Origin of the sequence: Pseudomonas sp. FSL R10-0056 (assembly GCF_009600105.1) — a bacterium.
In the GTDB taxonomy this organism is placed as follows: domain Bacteria; phylum Pseudomonadota; class Gammaproteobacteria; order Pseudomonadales; family Pseudomonadaceae; genus Aquipseudomonas; species Aquipseudomonas bubulae.
Map to the genome: position 1 here is coordinate 1 of NZ_WIWL01000133.1, position 19,626 is coordinate 19,626.

Genomic DNA, 19,626 nt, shown 5'->3' on the forward strand with positions numbered 1-19,626 from the left:
CAACAAGTTTTGCGGCGATGGTCTCATTGGCCTGCGCTATGCGGTGCTTGCGACAATACTTTACGTACAGAGCCTAGACCATAATTTCAGGCAGGCCAGGTGTTGCAGGCGTGCGGGTCAGAGGCTGTTGACACGAAATGAAATCCAAGGATTTGTTAAAAACTTCATATAAAACAATTTGTTATATGTTTTGAGTTTGCGGTTTAAGCATCGTTAATCGCTGAAAATTCCATGTTTATGTACGAAGAATCTTCATCTTTAGTGCGATAAGTCATCTAAATGAGTCGGAAGTAACTTTTTTGCTGTGGGTGTTACGTTATTTTTCGTCGGGCAACTTGTCGTTTTTAAACAAATGCCGATGGCCGCAGTGGTACAGCGCGGCATGCAACTGGTCATTGAGTTCGGTCAATTGCCTGAGCATCTCCAGGCTTAGCCAGACATAGGCATAAAAGGGTGTCTCGGTGATCTTGCTGTCCAGGCTCTTGAGCACAAGCTCCTTGAGATCGTGGGCTTTCTGGCGCAGTTCGCCGCTGATCTGGTTGTTGGAAATGCCCATACACAGCTTGTTCTGCAGCGATTCGAGCGCTTGCGGGATCAACTGGTGCAGACCGTTCAAGGCGGGCTCGCTTTCGATCAGCAGGTGGCTTTCCCGTGATGACCAATACGCATCGATCATCAGGCTCATGGTGGCCAGCAGGTTGCGGTGCAGGGTTTGCAGGGACTCGAACACTTGTGGCTTGAGGTTGCTTTCGTTGCTGGCAGGGGTGATGTAGTTGCGCAACTTGATGACCGCGTCCAGTTCGTTCTTCAGTTGATCATCCAGATTGGGGCGTTCGGGGATTCGCGGGGAGAAGTATTGCGAGTACAGGGTATTGATCTTGCCCAGGCTCTCGCTGAACTTGATCCGCAGGTCGGTATAGGCCCGCTGTGGGTAAATGCTGGTGTAGAGCATGGCCAACAAAGAACCTGCCAGCACATAGCCGCTGCGGGTGAGTGCCGACTCCATGTCATTGGGCGGGGCGCAGCTGACCACCGCCAGGGTTGCTCCGATCAGCAGGGCCATATAGGGGTGTTTGCCCAGGGTCAGGTAGCCGGCAATAAACATCATCACCGCGCACCAGAGCAGCATCAGGCTAAAAGAGTGCATCTCCAGATACAGCGCCACCAGCCCGGACAGCGCGCCCAGTACTGTGCCGCCGGTACGCTGCAGGGCCCGGGAGAATACGTTGCCCCAGTAGGGCTGTGGTCCCATGACAATGAGCATGGTGATCAGGGCATAGGAGGCGCCGTCGAGCTTGAAGAAGCGGATGACAACAAAGGTAATCAGGAACGCCAGGCTGATGCGGGTGGCGTGGATCCAGCGGTAATTTTTGCAGACCAACTGTTCCAGATTCGAAATCTTTTTACCCAGCCGCATAAAGTCCCCAATTGCTGTAGTGGATTGGGCTGGCAGCGTAGTTCAGGTCTGGCGGGTCCACCACTGGGGATGGCTCTATCGTGGGGCAGGAAAAGCGGCAGGCGTAAAAAAGGCCATTACCATCATGGGGATCCGGTAATGGCCAAAAATCTCAACCAAAGAGAGCGTCAGGCGCAAACCTGACGAGCGGCAATGTATCAATGCCACTCTTAGTTAGCTAGCTAAGAGTGAGCGAAACTGTTTTACCTGCTGCGCAACAATGGTGCATTGCTGGTTGGCTAGGCAGGGGGAGCGTTAGCCGATACCCTTTGCTCCATGCAAATACCTGACTTGAATCTACTGGTTACCTTGAATGTCTTGCTCGAAGAGGGCTCTGTGGTGGGTGCTGCCCGACGCATGAACCTGAGTGCCCCGGCCATGAGCCGCACCCTGACCCGGATTCGCGAGGTCTTGAACGACCCCATTCTGGTGCGTTCAGGGCGTGGCCTGGTGCCCACGCCCCGTGCACTGGAGTTGCGTGAACAGGTGCGCGGTGTGGTGGAGCTGGCGCACGGGGTGTTCACCCAGAGCCAGAACAGTGATTTGCGTGAGCTGGAGCGTACGTTCAGCATTCGCGCCAATGACGTGTTTTTTGGTGTGTATGGCGCAGCACTGCGCCAGCAAATGGCCCTGGAGATGCCCAAGGCTACGTTGCGGGTGGTACCTGAGGGTTTTACTGATGACGAGGCACTGAATGAAGGTCGCATTGACCTGACTATCTGCGCCACTAACCGCTTCAGCCCGGATATCAAGGTCCAGAGGCTGTTTACCTGTCCGTTTGTGGGGTTGGCACGGGAAGGGCATCCGATTTTCGATGAGCCTGTTACGGCCCGGCGCTTTGCCAGTTTTGACCACATCAGTGTGTCCCGCAGGGGCCATGCCCGCGGGCCGATTGATGCGCTGCTGGCCGAACTGGGGCTGGAGCGTCGGGTGTCGTTTACCACGCCGACGTTCTACTCGGCGATTTTTGCCCTGGCAGGGGAGGATCTGATCCTGCCGCTGATGCCCCAGGTGCTGCTCAAAAACCTGGAGCCACTGGGCCTCAAACTGCGCCCGTTCGAGCTGCCGATCACCCTGCAGCCGGTGGATATTGTCCAGGCCTGGCATCCGCGGCTGGACAACGACCATGCCCACCGCTGGCTGCGTCGTACCCTCAAGACCTTTTGCGACAACGCGGTGATTTGACCGCAACCTCTGTAGCCGCTGCCGAAGGAACGAGGCAGCTGCTACGGGGAGGGAGTCAACATTACAATGGTTGCGTCTGACGCACTCCACAGTTAGTTATTTATCAATTTTTATAGCTATGCCGGCTGATTAAACTTTCTGTCATCTATCAAGACGACGGAGTCAGCCATGTATTGGCGGTTTGACCATGGGCGCAGTCTGGCGCCTGGAGCTGCGCTGTGACGGCGCTGGTTGCGGGTGCTGTGGCTCCCACCCCGGCCCCGGCCAGCAGTGCGGCGTTTGGCCTGCGGATTTTTACCGGTCTGCTGGGCGTTTTGCTCGCCGTGCTGGTGTCGGGGTTCAACGAGAATGTCACCAAGGTGGCCATGCCCGATATCCGCGGGGCGATGGGTATCGGCTATGACGAAAGCACCTGGCTGCTGGCGGTGTATTCGGCCACGTCCATCAGTGCCATGGCCTTTGCGCCGTGGTGTGCAGCCACCTTTTCCCTGCGCCGTTTTACCCTGTGTGCCATCGGCGCCTTTTTACTGTTGGGCATTCTTTGCCCTCTGGCCCCGAATGTTGATGCGCTGATGCTGCTGCGCACCTTGCAAGGCTTTGCCGGTGGGGCCTTGCCGCCGATGTTGATGTCAGTGGCGTTGCGCTTCCTGCCGCCGGGCATTCGCCTGTATGGCCTGGGCAGTTATGCGCTGACGGCCACTTTCGGGCCCAGCTTCGGCACGCCGTTATCGGCCTGGTGGGTGGAGTACGCCGGGTGGCAATGGGCGTTCTGGCAAATCATCCCCCTGGGCCTGTTGTCGATGGCCTGCGTGGCCTGGGGCTTGCCGCAAGACCCGTTGCGTCTGGAGCGTTTCAAGCAGTTTGACTGGCGCGGCCTGCTCCTGGGTTTGCCGGGGTTGATCATGCTGGTACTGGCGCTGGAGCTGGGTCAGCGCCTGAACTGGTTCGAGTCGCCGATGATCCGTTTTTTTATCGTCGCCGGCACGGCCCTGATGGTGCTGTTCTTTATCAATGAGTGGTCCCATCCGCTGCCGTTTTTCAAGCTGCAACTGCTGAAAATCCGCAATCTTGCCCATGCATTGTTGACGCTGGGCGGGGTGTTGTTTGTGTTGCTGGCAGTGATCAAGATTCCGTCCAGTTACCTCGCTCAGGTGCAGGGCTATCGCCCCCTCGAAACCGCGCCGGTGATGTTGCTGGTGGCCTTGCCGCAATTGATTGCGCTGCCACTGGTCGTTGCGTTGTGCAATCTGCGCTGGGTCGATTGTCGCTGGGTGCTGGCCATTGGTCTGGGGTTGCTGGCGCTGGCCTGCGGCATCGGTTCGCAAGTTACCTCGGTGTGGAACCGGGAAAATTTTTACAGCTTGCAGGCGATACAGATCATCGCCCAGCCCATGGCAGTGATTCCTCTGCTGATGCTCGCCACCGGCGGCCTGAACCCGGCGGATGGCCCGTTTGCATCGGCCTGGTTCAACACCGTCAAAGGGTTTTCGGCGGTGGCAGCAAGCAGTGTGCTGGGGGTGCTGACGCTCAATCGCGAGCACTACCACTCAACCATGTTGCTCGATCGGCTGGGCAACTCGCCGCTGGTCAATTCCGGCACAGACCTGGCGCGCCGGGTTCATCAGCAGGCCGTGGTGCTGACCAGTTCCGATCTTTATCTGTACATGGCCGTCCTGGCGCTTTTTCTGATTGTGTTAATTCCTTTTGGCCCCACGCGGATCTACGCGCCGGGCACAGCTGCTGGAGTTGTGAAATGAGTACAACAAACGGGCGCAAGCCCTGGGTTCTGGTCGGCGCAGTCGCGTTGGCAGTGATCGTGCTGTACGGGTTGTGGCGGTTGGTCTTTGCCACGGGCACCGTGCAGAACACCAATGATGCCTTTGTCAGCGCCGATTACACCTTGATTGCGCCAAAAGTGGCGGGGTTTATCGACGAGGTGCTGGTGCAGGATAACCAGCCGGTCAAGGCCGGTCAGTTGCTGGCGCGGATCGATCCGCAGGACTACCGCGCTGCCGTGCAGGCCGCGCAAGCCAGCGTGGCGACGGCACAGGCACAACGGGTCAATGCCCTGGCGATGCTGGAACGCCAGCGTTCGTTGATCGAGCAGGCCAAGGCCACGGTCGATGCGGATCTGGCGCAGGTCGAATTTGCCGAGCATGAGTTGCAGCGTTATCAGCATCTGGCCGGGCAGGGCGCAGGCACGCTGCAGAACTCCCAGCAGGCGAAAAACCGTTCGCTCACCGCGCGTGCCGAGTTGGCACAGCACAAGGCTGCACTGGAAGCTGCTCGCCAGCAAACCCGGGTACTGGCCGCCCGGGCTACGGCCGCGCAAGCCTCGGTGCAGTATGCCGAGGCCTTACTGGCACGGGCCGATCTGGACTTGTCGCATACACAACTGCTGGCACCGTTTGACGGTGTGGTGGGGCGTCGCAGTGTGCGCCTTGGCGCTTACGTCAAACCCGGCGACACCGTGCTGGCGGTGGTGCCGCTGGCCGACGCCTATGTGGTGGCCAACTTTCTCGAGCACCAGCTCACCAACATGCAGGCAGGGCAGCGTGTGACGATCAAGGTCGACAGTTTTCCGGGGCAGACCCTGCAAGGCACCGTGGACAGCATCGCCCCGGCCACGGGGGTGACGTTCTCGGCGATTGCTCCGGATAACGCCACGGGCAACTTCACCAAAGTGGCGCAACGTATTGCGGTGAAAGTCACTCTGGATCACGGGCAGTTACTGGCCAGCCAATTGCGCCTGGGGATGTCGGTGGATGCCTCCATCGACACGGCAATGGCTCACGATCAGCAGGTCAGCACTCGATGAACAAAACTGCAGTGGCCCTGGCTGTGGCCTGTTACAGCGTACTGAGCCTGAGTGGTTGCGTGGTCGGCCCGGACTTCAAGGCTCCCGTGCCCAAGTTGCCTGCGAACTGGGCGTCGGTACCCACTGAGGCGGGGCACAACCATGCGCTGCAAACAGCGGTGGACCTGCACTGGTGGGACCGTTTCGGCGACAGGCAATTGTCGGCGCTGGTGCGCGAGGCGCAGCAGCGCAACTTTGATGTGCAACTGGCTGCAAGCCGCTTGCAACAAAGCCTGGCTATCCGCCGTCAGATCAACGCCGACACCTTGCCCGAGGTCGGTGCAACGGCGGCTTACAGTCGGAGCCGTAACAGCCAGAAAGGTTTGAGTGACCCTTCCGGGCACAGTGGCAAGCAGGCTTTCAACCTGTGGAATGGTGGCCTTGGGTTCAGTTGGGAGGCTGACCTCTGGGGCCGGGTCAAGCGTTCGGTGGAAGCGGCTGATGCCTCGGTACAAGTGGCGGTGCAGGACCGCAACGCGGTGCAACTGTTGGTGATCGTGCAGACCGCGCAGCACTATATTCAGTTGCGCGGCACTCAGCAGGCATTGGCCGTGGTGGAGCAAAACCTGCAAATCGCCCGCCGCAGCCTGGAACTGACCCGGTTGCAGCTGCGGGAGGGCGTGGCTACGGATTTGCAGGTGTCTGAAGCTGGCGCCCAAGTGGCCGAGATTGAAGCACGTCAGGCCCCCTTGCAGCAACGCAGTGCACAGTTGATCAATGCTCTCGGCTTGCTGCTGGCCCGCGAGCCAAGAGCCTTGCAGGCGCAATTGAGCGCAGCGGCAGGGGTGCCGGCCTATGGCGCCGATGTGCCGATCGGTCTGCCCAGCGAATTGGCGCAACGGCGGCCCGATATTCGTCGTGCCGAGGCCCGATTGCATGCAGCCACTGCAGCGATCGGCATGGCCGAGGCGGACTTCTATCCGCGGATTACCCTGTCCGGCAGTATCGGTTTTCAAGCCACGCAGCTGTCGGATCTGGGCAGTTGGGGCTCGCGCAATTTTGCATTCGGCCCGGGCTTGAGCGTACCGGTGTTCGAGGGCGGGCGTTTGCAGGGGGCCTTGCAGTTGCAGGAAGGGCGCCAGCAGGAGGCGGGCATTGCCTACCAGCAAACCGTATTGCGCGCCTGGCATGAGGTGGACGATACGCTGGTGGCGTATCAGGCCAGCCAGCGCCGGCGCGACAGCCTGCAGCAGGCGGTGATGCATAGCCAGCGGGCGCTGGACAGCGTGCACCAGCAATATGCCCAGGGTACGGTGGACTTTCTCAACGTACTCACGGTGCAAAACGCGTTGCTGGCCAACGAAGCGGCGCTGGTGGACAGCACTGCGCAGGTCTCGTTGTCCCTGGTGGATGTGTTTGCGGCGCTGGGTGGGGGGTGGCAGGGGTAGTTGCTTGCAGATTCTGGTGGGAGCGGGCGCATCGACCAAGTTATCCCGGCAAACCGCAGTGCCGGCATCGCAGGCAAGCCAGCTCCCGCAGGTAATGAGTGATTGCCCACAGGTTTTGCTATGCTCGCGCCTTCGATCGCAAACGCCAATATAGGCGTGCCCCGTTCATATTGAGCCTATTTATGTCTGCCGATACCCAAGCCACAACGGTGCGTTTTTCCCGTTCCGACTACAGAACCCTGGGCCTTGCTGCCCTGGGCGGGGCGCTGGAGATCTACGATTTTATCATTTTCGTGTTCTTTGCCCTGACTCTCAGCCAGCTGTTTTTTCCCCCGGACATGCCCGAATGGCTGCGTCTGCTGCAAAGCTTCGGGATTTTTGTGACCGGCTATCTGGCGCGTCCGCTGGGCGGGATTCTGATGGCGCATTTTGCCGATCACCTGGGGCGCAAACGGGTATTCAGCCTGAGCATCCTGATGATGGCGCTGCCCTGCCTGCTGATCGGCATCATGCCCACTTACGCCGAAATCGGTTACTTCGCCCCGCTGATCCTGCTGGCTCTGCGCATCCTGCAGGGCGCAGCGGTCGGTGGCGAAGTACCCAGTGCCTGGGTGTTTGTGGCCGAACATGCGCCGGCCGGTCGCCGCGGCTTTGCCCTTGGTTTTTTGCAGGCCGGGCTGACTTTTGGCTACTTGATCGGGGCCTTGACCGCCACACTGCTGGCACAGCTGTTTACCCCGGCAGAAATCCTCGATTACGCCTGGCGCTTTCCGTTCCTGCTCGGTGGCGTGTTCGGCGTGATTGGCGTGTGGTTGCGCCGTTGGCTCAGTGAAACGCCGGTGTTTCTGGCCCTGCGTGAACGCAAAGAGGGCCGGGCCGAGTTCCCCTTACGCACAGTATTGCGCGAGCACCGGGCTTCATTGCTGCCGGCAGCGCTGCTGACCTGCGTGCTCACCAGTGCCGTTGTGGTGTTTGTGGTTATCACGCCGACCGTGATGCAGCAGCGCTTCGGCATGACTGCCAGCCATACCTTTGCGTTGAGCAGCCTGGGTATCGTATTTTTGAATATAGGCTGTGTGCTGGCCGGGTTGATCGTTGACCGTATCGGCGTATGGCGCAGCATCGCACTGTACAGTCTGCTGCTGCCGCTGGGCATTGGCGTGTTGTATGCCAGCCTGGTCGGGGAGTGGGTTTTGCCCGGCCTGGCCTATGCGTTCGCCGGCTTGACCTGCGGGATTGTCGGGGTGGTGCCGTCGGTGATGGTCGGACTGTTCCCGGCCCCGATCCGGGTTTCGGGGATTTCCTTTACCTATAATATCGCCTATGCGCTTTGGGCCAGTACCACGCCGTTGCTGCTGATCGCGCTGATGCCGTGGAGTCCCTGGGTGTGCCTGGGGTTTTGTGCGCTGATGGGGCTGGTGGGCCTGTCAACTGCATGGCGTTACGGTTTCAGCGGTGTTACAGCGGTTGAGAGGCGTTTGCTGGCCAAGGCCGAAATGTAGTGCGAAGACCTTCTGTCATCCGGGTGATTGCTGGCTCTAATAGGAAGCATTACTATTCGCGCCCCACCTGTGCAGTCCTGTGCGATGACTCAGAAAGTGCCCCGCAGAACGGGCTTCTTTGAACACTACGAAGAGTTGATCGGCACCTGGACCCGGCGCCTGCGCAATCGGCAGCAGGCGCAAGACCTGGCCCATGACACCTTTGTCCGCGTGCTTGAATCCAACCCGGATGCGGTTGAGCAGCCACGCGCCTATTTGCATCAGACTGCACGCAATATTGCGGTAGACGGTTTTCGCCGCCAGGAGTTACGCGACGCCAAGGAGCTGGCTGCCGTTCCCCCAAGTTCGTCGCAAACCGGCGATCCGGAGCAGTATATGCGCGCTATCCAGTTGGCTGAGTCGGTCGAAAGGGCTTTGCAGGAACTGCCGCTCAATTGTCGCAAGGTTTTCGTCTGGCAGAAAATCGAAGGCCTGACCCAGGCCGAGATTGCCGAACGCCTGGGGCTGTCCAGGAACATGGTGGAAAAGTATATGATCCGCACCCTGCGCCATCTGCGTGAACGGGTGGAGGCGCCGTGATGACATCGGTAAAGGATTGCAGGATGGATACACGAGACTGTACCTGTGGCAGCGCCAACGTGCGTGATGCGGCGGCCACCTGGTTTACCCGCGTGCAAGCACAAACCCTGGGTGCGTGCGAGCAGGCCGAGTTTGAAGCCTGGCGTACGCAGCATGCCAGCCATGAGGCGGAGTATCAGTGGCTGGCCAGCCTGTGGTCAGCCGCCGATCTCTTGCCCCGGGCCCGCATGCGGGCGCTGTGTGAAGTGCCGGTGGCGAAGCCGACACGCCTTTCGTTACTGGCTTGCGGGCTGGCCGCAGGTATTGTGGCCGTGGCGGCGGGGGCGGGTGTATGGATGCAACTGCAGTCGTCGGCGGGTTATCACGCCGAATTTGCCACGGTGTTGGGAGAGCACCGCACCCTTGATTTGCCTGATGGCTCGAGCATTGAACTCAATGGTCGCAGCCGTGTGCGCGTCAGCTTTGCGCGTGAGCAGCGCAATGTTGAACTGGAGCAGGGCGAAGCCATGTTCAGTGTGGCCCATGATCCGGAGCGGCCATTTGTGGTGCAGGCCGGGGCCGGCAGGGTAACGGTGACCGGTACCCGTTTTGATGTGCTGCGCGAAGCCGAGCAGACGCGGGTTGCGGTGGAATCAGGGCATGTGCGGGTCCAGGGAGGCAATCCGGATGCACAGGTCAACCTGACTGCCGGGTTGGGTACCGTGGTCGATGCCCGGGGCCATGTAGCGGCCGCGCAGGCAGTTAATACCGGGGCGCTGACGGCCTGGCGCAAGGGGCAACTGGTATTTGAAGATGCCAGTCTGGGCGAGGTGGCCGCCGAGGTCTCGCGCTATCGCGACAAGCCGCTGCACGTCAGCACCCCAGCGCTGGCGCAAATGCGGCTTTCCAGCGTATTCAAAACCGATGACACCGATGCCCTGCTCAAGGCGTTGCCGCAGATCCTGCCGGTGGCTATCAAAACCCGCGCAGATGGCAGCCAGGAGATCATTGCCAGAAAATAATTGCGCTGGGGATTCAGGTTTTTTTCGAGTTCTTCGTCTTCTTGATCAACTGCAACTGGTTTGTATTAACAGTTGCACTCAAGTGCGATCCATAGGGCAAGACTCGACGTGAAAAACAACAATCTTCGTGGGCGACTATCCTCGCTTGAAACACCCCTGAGCATTCCATCTTCTGTCGCCCGGACGCGCCTGCTACCGCTGGCGTTGGCCCTGGCGGTGAGCGCGGCAATGCCCTGTGCTTTTGCTGGCGAATCTGCGCCGGCTGTGATCCATATTCAATCTCAGCCCCTGGGCTCGGCCCTGAGCCAACTGGCGCAGCAAACGGCATTGCAAGTGTTTTTCAGCCCGCAGCTGGTGGCTGGCAAGCAGGCTCCGGCGGTGAATGGCAACCTGTCGCCAGAACAGGCGCTGGCCCGACTGCTGCAGGACAGTGGCTTGAGCTACGAGCTTGACGGTGATGCTGTAACCCTGCGTGCGGCGCCCACGGTCAGTGCAGCTGCGCCAGCGTCCGGGCCGCTGGAACTGGGGCCGGTGGATGTAAAGGTGGTCGGCAACTGGCTGAGCGATGCCAATGACGCGGTGGTGCAGAACCACCCGGGGGCGCGGACAGTGGTGCGTCGCGAAGCGATGGTCGAGCAGGGCACGATGAACGTCAGTGATGCCCTCAAGCGTATCCCGGGTGTTCAGGTGCAGGAGTCCAACGGCACGGGCGGCAGTGATATCTCGCTGAACGTGGGGGTGCGGGGTTTGACGTCGCGTCTGTCACCGCGCTCCACCGTCCTGATTGACGGTATTCCGGCAGCGTTTGCACCCTACGGCCAGCCACAATTGTCGATGGCACCGATTTCACAGGGTCTAGCTGTTTCTAATAATTGTGATCTAGGTCGCCAAGCGGGTGGAGGCTCTGCATCCGCCTGATTGGGGGCCGGATACGGAAATAGCCAACGGAGTGATAATGGAAGGGGGGGTGAGGCTGTGGGTGATAGCTAATGGTTTGGAGATATATCCTTGAACCTATGGCTGCTTAGCTCAACGAAAAGATAGGCGGTATTTTCTACTCTGTGTGAGTAGGATATATGTCCGTGAAGGTCATTATTTGGTTTAAAGATACAAGTATGTATCGTGGCAGGATACATAGTGGTTGTAAATTCCTACGGTGTAGGAATGTGTATATCCGCAAAGCGAAAAATAGCTTCACGGGTATAAGTATGTAAAGTGGGGCTTTACATGTGTTTATAGTTTAATGTCCAGCTTTTCGATAATAGATTGCTTGTATTCGTCGGCTTCAATGTCTATTTTTATTTTTGCTTCTTTCCACTGTTCTTCATAAAGGTCTTGCCATCGTGCTACTAATGAATGGACAATCATATCAAGGTTTTGTTGTTTTACACTGTTCCCGCTTCTTGCAAACTCCTTGATTAGAACATCATTGGATATTGATTTGCAGCCTGAAAATGCTGCTATTAGCTTTTTAGCGAGGTTTGAGGTCATTCGGATATCATGAAGCTCATCCATTTCTACTATCTTTACGAACATGATTAAAAATTTTTGACGCTCACGTCTTTTAAATCCACCAACCATACCGCCTATTTTTCCTGCATATTCCATCCTGTTCATAATTAGAACTCCTATGTTGTTATAATACCAATACCATAGGGTTTTGATATGTCAATGCTTCAAGGTCATATCTCCGAACCTTCAACTATTTCAGGTTTTGCTTCCGGGATATGTATTGTAGGAAATTGGCTACTTTCGATTTTTTTGAAATTTTAACGTCACCAATCCCCCACATTTTTTTGTGAAATTAATTTGAGAGCGATTTTTGAGTTTTTGCAGTGTCGTTTTTTGTTCTGCTTTGTGGCAAATTTCAACTAAGTGATTTGCTTAGGGTTGAACCCTATTTGCTCATTAACGTCCGACCTTATATTTATTTTCGTTTTGCTATTGACAAGGTTTTTTGCTGCAAATAAGCCATAATTCAATGGTTAAAAAATTAAATATCTAAAAAAATTCGATGAAAACGTTAAATTTTCACGGCAATTTTTTCAAGAAAATAATTTTTGTAAAAAGTCGATTTTTGGTTACTGCCCCAAATCGCTTTCGGGATATTTAGGCTTATCAGCCCAGTGAATGATATTCACCCATGTTGATGAATTTTGAAAAGTGTGAAATTTTCATCAGGAGAGAAATTTGATATGTATGTATACATACATATAGGTTGGGGGGCATATCTCCGAACCTATGGAAGTATTGGGTTGAGTGGTTAACGCTGTTTTGGACTGTTTTTGATATAGGCTTTTTACACTACCCATAATGCTGCGAGGTATAACGCATTTGGCTATTTTAGGCGTGTAGTGGTGTGGCTTGGTGTCGTTGTATCAACGGAGTGGAAGAATGCCGATTTTGACCAATTCCGTGCGTTATATCGATATCGGTGGGGCGGTGTATGTATATGTGGGGCATACGGGGAGGAAAGGGAGGGGATGGGCGGGAAAGGAAGAAGAAACACCCTCACCGGGTGCTATTATCTGATATAGGCTTTTGCACTAATTATAATGCTAGGGTTGCTTTCTCCAATAAAATACAGTTCTACGGCTTACATTTAACTCCTTCATGACTTCCTTAATGGTTGCTCCTGCTTCAAGTAAGATAATACCTCGTTCTCTCTTGGTCTTGCCCTTCTGTTTACCCCTGAAAGCCTGTATCTCGCTTGTATGGGTTCTTGCGACATAATCGTCAAAGGTGCCCCGGTTAAAGTTTCTATGCGTCCACTTCGCCACGCTTTTGGCCGTGTGCTTTACTTCGGAAATGTCCAACGGCGTAGTAAAATTAACGTTGTAGCCGGTGGCACGGTCTAGGCAAGCGTTTAGCCATTGTTCATAGGTCGGCCAACCCTGACGAATCGCCTTGTATGCCCACGCTCTTAATTGGTCAAAAAGCATACAGTTACGACCCAAGCCATAATCCTCTATGGGCTTTTCTTTGGCCTTTTCAGGGGTTAGGTCGATGTAGTCGGCCAAGTCGTCCAACGTGTATGGATCGGCCTGCCATTGGTGGACGATCCAGTGGGAATTGATCGGGTTCTTGCAGATCAACCCGGAATAGCCTCTGTCGGCTCCCAGACGACTACGCAAGCCTGCCTCAACGGCTGCAGCGTATCGTAAAGCGGCGGTTTTGCCGTCGATTGCGGTTCGGACAGGTGTTTGTAGGAGGTAAAGCAAATGAGCGTGCCCATTGGCCGGATTTCGAGCTATTAGGTTTGGGGCTGGTGCTCCCACGTCATCCCAGTGCATCCCTGCATTAGATTTATCGAGGTCAAAAACCATCCAATATCTATGTGTAGGCCCATTGGGCTGAACTAGTCTTGCAAGTTTAGCTTTTTCTTTTTTGTTGATTTTTAAGCCGCTGATTAAATCATCGGTGTGATAAGGTCTCTTTGGTAAGTAGTCCTCAAATAGTTTTATACATCCCATTGTTTTCCTCTTCTAATTGGTTGTTTAGAAAAAGAAAACCTTGGAAGATGACTTGACAATAAACTTTTTGATGATTAAATGAGTGTGTTGATTAAAGTTTTTTAAAATTTTATTGTAGTATCCTTAGCCACCTTGCCGGGTGGTTTTCTTTTTCTGCTCCTTTCAAGTTGCCACACTTTCGAAGTTTGTCAAACTTAGATGGTAAAAAACCCGCTTAGTCGCGGGTTTTTTATTGGCATAAAAAAGCCTGCACGATGCAGGCAAAGGGAAATGGAAATTACACTACCGCCTGTAAGTGGTGAGTTTGTACTGTGGTTTGTGTTGAAAATCAATGCTGCCTATCAATTAGACTGAAGGATATGAGTTTTTTCATTCAAGAAATTATTTTTTTTGCCGATACAGCAAGTACTGATTTATTACGTCTTGGGTTTAGGAGCGGTCGATGAATATTAGAAGTATGAACATTGGTAGTCGAGCCGGTATTGGGTTCACAATTATCGCATTACTCGTTTTGGTTATGGGAGGGATCGCTTTATTCCAAGCATACCAAATGGACGATGCAGCTGCCGAAATTCGTAATGAGTGGTTGCCAGCAGTCGAGGCTGTGGGAGAGGTTGGGAGTAGTTTAGGGCGAGCCAGAGCACTGACTTTACGAACGTTGATGTTGGAGGAGAAATCCGAACTAAATACTACCGTTGATCTGGTTAGAAGTATAAACCAAGATGTTGCTATGAGCTTGAAAGGTTATGAAAAGGAAATAGATGACTCTGAGGATCGTCAGATTTTCGAGAAATTTAAAACCTCATACGAAAAGTACCTTTCTGTTCAGCGTCAGATTTTAGAAGGAGTTTTGTCTTCACCTGAAAGGGCTGACGAAATTAAGATGGCAAATGGACCTTTGGCTGATGATGCTGATCAAATGATGGTTTTTTTAAATCAGTTGATTAAGTTTAATAAGAAAGGTGCTGTTTATGCTGCTGATCAAACAAATAAAGTATTTAATGCTGCTGTTTTCATGATTGTTGTCGCGTTGATTATTATTTTGATACTGATGATTGTAATCGCGGTGGTTCTTACTCGGAGTATCGTTTCTCCTTTGGCTGAAGCGGTGGTAGTTGCAGATAGAATTGCCGATGGTGATTTAACTCAACGAATCAAGATAAATGGTTCTGACGAGCCTGCACACCTGCTAATTGCATTGAAAAAAATGCAGATTAGCTTGCATGATACGATTAAAAGAATCTCCGAATCATCAAATATGCTGGCTTCTGCTTCTGAAGAGTTACATGCGGTGACGGAGGATACTAATCGAGGACTCAACCAGCAAAGTGCAGAAATCGACCAAGCCGCTACAGCGGTAAATGAGATGACAGCGGCGGTTGAGGAAGTGGCTCGTAACGCTGTAAATACTGCCGATGATTCTAAAGCTGCTGATAAAAGCACCTATCAAGGCCGTGAAAAGGTTAGTCAGACTTTGGAGTCCATTAATAAACTCGTTGGTAATATCTCTGATACTTCGTCTGAAGTTAAAATTTTGGCACAGAGTGCCGGTGAAATTAGTCAAGTACTGGTAGTAATTCGCTCAATTGCTGAGCAAACAAACTTGCTGGCACTTAATGCTGCCATCGAAGCTGCTAGGGCTGGCGATGCTGGTCGTGGCTTTGCTGTTGTAGCGGATGAGGTACGTGCGTTGGCTCATAGAACCCAACAATCGACAGCTGAAATAGAACAAATGATTGAAGGTATTCAATCAGGTACAGGCCGTGCAGTTGATGCTATGAATGAGAGCCAAGACCGTGCTAATGGCACGTTAGTGGTTGCTCGGGAAGCTAATGATGCTCTTGAGGTAATTAGTGAAGCAATTACCTCAATCAACCAGAAAAACTTGGTTATTGCCAGTGCTTCGGAAGAGCAGGCACAGGTTGCCCGTGAAGTTGACAGAAATTTGGTTAATATTAGGGATTTGTCAATGCAAACGTCTGCGGGGGCTAACCAAACCAATGCGGCTAGTCAAGAGCTTTCGCGTCTTGCGGTAGATTTGCATTCTATGGTTTCAAAATTTAGGCTTTAAAAGCAAGATGACGCTCGCAAATTATTTATAAGCCCCTTTTAGGGGCTTTTTTTATGAATTAGCTATATGGGTCATAAGGGTCTTGAAATGGGCTTGGTGGCTTGAGTTTTAGCAGTCTTCTCTTTCTGGCTTCTTTCGCCTGCAGGGCTTCCTCCTTGTCGAACTCAACAACTTGTTTTCTTGTGAACGTGTCGGATGCCAAAAGTTTCACTTTATCTGTAAATCCTAACTCCACTTTGGCATGGTCTAATCCTTGTTCTTTTAGTTGTTCCCCAACGTTAAATAGGTAATCCTTTCGTTTCTCTGAATCCAAGCGGCTTGCCATTTTATATGTGTTTTCTCTTAATCTCTTATAGAATTGCTCTGGATTTTCATCAAGCCTTTTGGCTTCAAGTATTCGATCAACCAGAATGTCAAATTTTTTGATTAATGGTTCAAGCTCTTCCTCGTAGACCTTAATCGCTTTTTCTAATACTGATTTTCTTTCGGTATCCTCTTCTATTTTCTTCCTTAGCTCGCGTAGTTCTTTGGTCATTTTTTCTTTGGTGGATTTGAAATTTATCTTTAGCTGTTCGGTTTTGTTCGTCTTCTCGGTTATGTCCTCGGACAGTATTTGCCTATGGTGGTCGAGCTTCGCATTTTCTTTTTGCTGCTCTGTGGCGTGCATCTCTAAGTTTTGGATTTTATTCTGGTATGTTGAAACAGTATTTTGAAGCTCGCTTATCGTGGTGTTAAGAGTGACGACATTCGTTTTTTGCTCGGTCAGCTCTTCTTTCTTCTGTGTAAGCTCCTGCTCAAGTTTCTCTACTTGTCTGGTGTAATAGTTATGGCTTCGCTCGCTCTTGGGCTTCTTGGCCTCCTGCTCAATCTTGCTTAGGAATTCTTTGTTATCCTTGGTTTTAGGTAGGAATTTGGCTTGTAAGCCATATGGAGCGGCTAAGCTGTTAAAGTGCTCGTAAAAGGCCGCCTGCATTACTTTTGACTTCCATGACTCGCGTTCTCGGATAAACCTATGGTTTTGCTTTTCTTCGCTACGGTTGGGAAGTTTGAAGTCTTCTAATGTTGGCGGTTCGGATATATTATCAAGGTGAGCTTTATTCTTCGCGTAGTATTGTGATGCGAATTCAAATTCTTGGGCTGAAAAATCATATTTTCCGGTCTTTGTGTTTTGAAGGTCAAGGAAGGCGTGAACGTGGTTGGTTGTCTCGTCCAAGTGGCTGAATGAAAAAAGCATCTTGTTGTTGGGGAAATTCTTTTGATAGAACTGGTGCATGGCTTTCTGCAAAAGGTCTGTGTATCCCTTTGTGATTGCCAATTTATTGGGTTCAGGTATCACAAGGATGATTTCTTTAACCCTGTTGACCGTCCTTGATACGGCTCGATCTGGTGCGTTTTGCTCGATCTCTCGCTTTTTGGTGGTGTAGTTCTCTAGAAGGTCGATACGCTGAGCTACACGGCTGATTTTGTGCTGATTGAGTAGGGCGGCGTAGTCTCCGACTACCAACGGCCTTTCTCCCTCCATTACCGATGTGACGTATTCTTTTATTTGGGTGGGTTCGGTTGCGTTGATGAATTTGACCAGCTTCGATTTTAGTTTTCGGAGCTTTTCTTTTTCTGCTGCTATCTCGTCAGTCGCTTCTGTTGCTTTGAGTTTGGTTTGTAGTTGGTCGTTGAAGTCGGCCAGCAATTGCTCTGCCAGTTCCCTTGTTAATACCTGTTCAACACCACCAATAATGGCTATATTGGGGTGCGGTGGGTTGGGGTTGAATTCAAAGTCGTCATACTCGTTTTGGTCCAGCCTAAGCGAGTGTTTCAACGAGCTATCCAGCCCATTCAGGTTGGAATAGTTTCTGTCTCTTTTAGTCAGCGTAATTATCTGCAAATTGGTATCATTCATTTTATCCTCAGTGGTGGGTTGGTTTTTGCTCTTGGCTTTTGCTTCTGTCCTGCCGACTAGGCACCTGCGTTAACCGTCACATCTTTTGCGTAGCAAAAGTGGGATGGTTAACATAGCTGGTATGTTTCTAAGGGCTTCTTTGAAAACTTGAACCATATGCATATATTGAACCACATAAAAAATGTATATCAAGCATGATGGTGTGGGTGGTTTTGTATAGTGGTGTTGGTTGGGTATGTGCGTGCGGTGTAGTAATCTTTATTATAGTTATCTAGTGTATATGATATCTATATATAGATAACTAAAGACGTGTGTGGGTGCGTGCGTATACATGAGGCGTGTGCGGGGGAGTGCATTATGCGAGAGATTTTTTTAAAAAAGTTTTTTTTGAAGAAAGTCAAAAGCTATTCTGGTGATTAAGAGCGTGGTGCCTTTTGTTTTTGCTCTGGTTTTTAACGTGTAACGCCTTGGATTGTTAATGTGTAACCCCTCCAATTTTCGGTTTATTAGAGGGGCTTAATTTTATTTTATGATGTGGGAAAGGTCTGGTATTCCAAATGGCGTTAGTGGAGCTTTTTGTTTGAAAAATTGATGGGTATAAAGATTAAAGTCTTTTTCACCTTTTATACGAATGTCCATGCCGACGAGGTTTGTTTCTTTGTCAATTTTAACGTCGAAGGTGATTCCTCTGGTGATGAAAAATGTGTTGAGTTTCAATCGGCCTTCTTCTGTTTCGTATAGGGCTATTATGTCTTCGTAGGTGGTGATTTCGAGCGTTTCCGCTTCGATTGCTAACGTGCCTTCAAGTTTTTGGATCTCGCTTTCTAACACGGTGATCCGTGCTTCGCTATCGGCCACACGCCTGATAAATGTATTTGGAATTATTCCGTCAAACTGAGCTAGCGAAGCCTCTAACATCTCCAATGTGGATTTTTCGGTTGTTAGCTTGGCTTTCTTGGCTCGTATTTCTTCTTTTGGTGCCGAAGTATCACGAACGGAAAAGAAACGGCTGAATGCGTCGTTTACGGTGTCCATTTGCTTGTATTGGTCTTGGCTGAACCAAGTGAAGTCTTTTCGCTTCTTGTCTGTCCGCTCGTCAATGTAACGATTTTCCGATAATTGCCTAACGAAAGCGAGGAATGTGCCGAAAACAAGCTCAAATCTAATTCTGTTACTACATTCGCATACTCGTTCGGCTCTGTTAGAGCAAACAAGGTAGGCGTAGCGTTTTTTCTCGGTTCCTAATATTTGTAAGTTGAAAATCATCCCGCATTTATGTTCTTCGCATTGGATGCAGTGCCGGAAAATATTGTAATGGTGGGGTGTTCTACGTCCGTAATTTCGCCCATTTAATCGGGTTTTCATCGCAGCAACGGCTGCACTGAATTCTATTTCATCAATGATTTTTGGAAAATAATTGGGAACATAACGATCAAACGCTTTGGTGCCGTTCTCGTTGCGTCGTTGCAAACGTAGCACGCCAATTGGGCTTTTGCTGTTTATAAGTTGAAGGACTGCTGTTCTAGTCCAACGGCGTTTTGAATGTTTATTTACTTGCTTAACGCTCTCCAATACTCCAACGTGTTTGAGTAGGTCGAAAATCTGGCGAATTTCTTGGGCTTCATCTTCAACGATGATAAAAGATTGACTTTGTTCATCAAAGCGAAAGCCGTAGGGGCATCGTTTACCTATAACGTTGGTTTCTGCAGTGTCTCGCTTCTTTACCCACACGGATTTCAGGCGTTTGCTCTTGGTGTCGCTTTCTTCGTGTGCCCGTTTTGCGATTACACCTACTAGGATCAAGGTTTCGAGGTCGCGGCTTGGATCGTCGTAGGAATATGTCTTGTTGTCGAAAACGGTGTGTAGTCGCACGCCTTTTTTGAGAATTGATTGGATTAGATCAACGGAGTCGGTGAGTTTCTGGCGGGTTAGTCGGTCGATTGATTCGACAATGATGTAGTCGCCATGCTCAATTTCTCCACTCTCTATCCTGTCCAACAACCCTTTTAACTGGCCGATCCGGGCGTTTGCACCACGGAATGCACTGATCCCCTTGTCGATAACGGTTTCGACCACGGGGACGCCTGTGACCTCTGTAAATGCTTGGAGTGGGGTGGTTTGACGGTCGTGGCTGTCTCGGCCTTCTTCGCCTTGCGAGGCGGTTGACCATCTGACGTATGCGTATGCCTTGGGCATTGAATCGGCTCCGGGTAGGTT

The 19,626-nt window shown here is 52.1% G+C and carries 13 protein-coding genes and 1 pseudogene; 9 read left to right on the forward strand and 5 right to left on the reverse strand.

The genetic code is table 11. From position 1 onward, the window contains the following. Positions 1–316: 316 nt before the first annotated feature. Complete coding sequence (locus GHO42_RS07120; RefSeq protein ID WP_153326105.1) at positions 317–1,417, reverse strand: FUSC family protein; 1,101 nt, start codon at positions 1,415–1,417, stop codon at positions 317–319. Positions 1,418–1,732: 315 nt separating this feature from the next. Between GHO42_RS07120 and GHO42_RS07125 the strand changes: the two genes are divergently transcribed. The 8 genes and pseudogenes from GHO42_RS07125 to GHO42_RS07160 form a co-directional block, all read left to right on the forward strand. Continuing rightward, positions 1,733–2,641: a LysR family transcriptional regulator gene (locus GHO42_RS07125; protein WP_095018077.1), complete on the forward strand. Its 909-nt coding sequence runs from the start codon at positions 1,733–1,735 to the stop codon at positions 2,639–2,641. 218 nt (positions 2,642–2,859) lie between these two features. Continuing rightward, a complete protein-coding gene (locus GHO42_RS07130) occupies positions 2,860–4,398 on the forward strand; it encodes an MFS transporter (protein ID WP_095039068.1) in 1,539 nt (512 codons plus the stop codon). Beyond that, positions 4,395–5,459, forward strand: a complete 1,065-nt coding sequence (locus GHO42_RS07135; protein ID WP_095000473.1) for an HlyD family secretion protein — start codon at positions 4,395–4,397, stop codon at positions 5,457–5,459. Before GHO42_RS07130 ends, GHO42_RS07135 begins: the two co-directional genes overlap by 4 nt. Then, positions 5,456–6,886: an efflux transporter outer membrane subunit gene (locus GHO42_RS07140; protein ID WP_095000472.1), complete on the forward strand. Its 1,431-nt coding sequence runs from the start codon at positions 5,456–5,458 to the stop codon at positions 6,884–6,886. Before GHO42_RS07135 ends, GHO42_RS07140 begins: the two co-directional genes overlap by 4 nt. Before the next feature lie 182 nt (positions 6,887–7,068). Continuing rightward, the gene (locus GHO42_RS07145) at positions 7,069–8,388 is read left to right on the forward strand and encodes an MFS transporter (protein ID WP_095018075.1); all 1,320 of its coding nucleotides are present in this window, start codon (positions 7,069–7,071) and stop codon (positions 8,386–8,388) included. An 84-nt stretch (positions 8,389–8,472) separates the two neighbouring features. Further along, positions 8,473–8,967, forward strand: coding sequence for a sigma-70 family RNA polymerase sigma factor (locus GHO42_RS07150; RefSeq protein ID WP_095000470.1), 495 nt, complete (start codon positions 8,473–8,475; stop codon positions 8,965–8,967). Between the two features lie 23 nt (positions 8,968–8,990). Further along, a complete protein-coding gene (locus GHO42_RS07155) occupies positions 8,991–9,968 on the forward strand; it encodes a FecR family protein (protein ID WP_095018074.1) in 978 nt (325 codons plus the stop codon). Between the two features lie 228 nt (positions 9,969–10,196). After that, positions 10,197–10,865, forward strand: a pseudogene (locus GHO42_RS07160) (secretin and TonB N-terminal domain-containing protein); the annotation flags it as partial. A 336-nt stretch (positions 10,866–11,201) separates the two neighbouring features. Here GHO42_RS07160 and GHO42_RS07165 read toward each other — a convergent pair. Both GHO42_RS07165 and GHO42_RS07170 read right to left on the reverse strand, forming a co-directional pair. Continuing rightward, a complete protein-coding gene (locus GHO42_RS07165) occupies positions 11,202–11,585 on the reverse strand; it encodes a hypothetical protein (protein ID WP_043864217.1) in 384 nt (127 codons plus the stop codon). 941 nt (positions 11,586–12,526) lie between these two features. Continuing rightward, a complete protein-coding gene (locus GHO42_RS07170) occupies positions 12,527–13,441 on the reverse strand; it encodes a replication initiation protein (RefSeq protein WP_048365704.1) in 915 nt (304 codons plus the stop codon). Positions 13,442–13,883: 442 nt separating this feature from the next. Between GHO42_RS07170 and GHO42_RS07175 the strand changes: the two genes are divergently transcribed. After that, entirely contained in the window at positions 13,884–15,512 is a 1,629-nt protein-coding gene (locus tag GHO42_RS07175) for a methyl-accepting chemotaxis protein (protein ID WP_153326107.1), read from the forward strand. Between the two features lie 58 nt (positions 15,513–15,570). Here the strand turns inward: GHO42_RS07175 and GHO42_RS07180 are convergent, their stop codons facing one another. After that, on the reverse strand, positions 15,571–17,409 hold the full coding sequence (locus GHO42_RS07180) for a hypothetical protein (protein WP_153326109.1): 1,839 nt from the start codon (positions 17,407–17,409) through the stop codon (positions 15,571–15,573). A 522-nt stretch (positions 17,410–17,931) separates the two neighbouring features. After that, complete coding sequence (locus GHO42_RS07185; protein ID WP_017736445.1) at positions 17,932–19,605, reverse strand: recombinase family protein; 1,674 nt, start codon at positions 19,603–19,605, stop codon at positions 17,932–17,934. Between the last annotated feature and the right edge of the window lie 21 nt (positions 19,606–19,626).

What these genes read in the sequence shown, in the direction of transcription:
- GHO42_RS07120 (WP_153326105.1), bottom strand. Translation starts at nt 1,417, where the DNA reads ATGCGGCTGGGTAAAAAGATTTCGAATCTGGAACAGTTGGTCTGCAAA.
- GHO42_RS07125 (WP_095018077.1), top strand. Translation starts at nt 1,733, where the DNA reads ATGCAAATACCTGACTTGAATCTACTGGTTACCTTGAATGTCTTGCTC.
- GHO42_RS07135 (WP_095000473.1), top strand. Translation starts at nt 4,395, where the DNA reads ATGAGTACAACAAACGGGCGCAAGCCCTGGGTTCTGGTCGGCGCAGTC.
- GHO42_RS07140 (WP_095000472.1), top strand. Translation starts at nt 5,456, where the DNA reads ATGAACAAAACTGCAGTGGCCCTGGCTGTGGCCTGTTACAGCGTACTG.
- GHO42_RS07145 (WP_095018075.1), top strand. Translation starts at nt 7,069, where the DNA reads ATGTCTGCCGATACCCAAGCCACAACGGTGCGTTTTTCCCGTTCCGAC.
- GHO42_RS07150 (WP_095000470.1), top strand. Translation starts at nt 8,473, where the DNA reads ATGACTCAGAAAGTGCCCCGCAGAACGGGCTTCTTTGAACACTACGAA.
- GHO42_RS07155 (WP_095018074.1), top strand. Translation starts at nt 8,991, where the DNA reads ATGGATACACGAGACTGTACCTGTGGCAGCGCCAACGTGCGTGATGCG.
- GHO42_RS07165 (WP_043864217.1), bottom strand. Translation starts at nt 11,585, where the DNA reads ATGAACAGGATGGAATATGCAGGAAAAATAGGCGGTATGGTTGGTGGA.
- GHO42_RS07170 (WP_048365704.1), bottom strand. Translation starts at nt 13,441, where the DNA reads ATGGGATGTATAAAACTATTTGAGGACTACTTACCAAAGAGACCTTAT.
- GHO42_RS07175 (WP_153326107.1), top strand. Translation starts at nt 13,884, where the DNA reads ATGAATATTAGAAGTATGAACATTGGTAGTCGAGCCGGTATTGGGTTC.
- GHO42_RS07180 (WP_153326109.1), bottom strand. Translation starts at nt 17,409, where the DNA reads ATGAATGATACCAATTTGCAGATAATTACGCTGACTAAAAGAGACAGA.
- GHO42_RS07185 (WP_017736445.1), bottom strand. Translation starts at nt 19,605, where the DNA reads ATGCCCAAGGCATACGCATACGTCAGATGGTCAACCGCCTCGCAAGGC.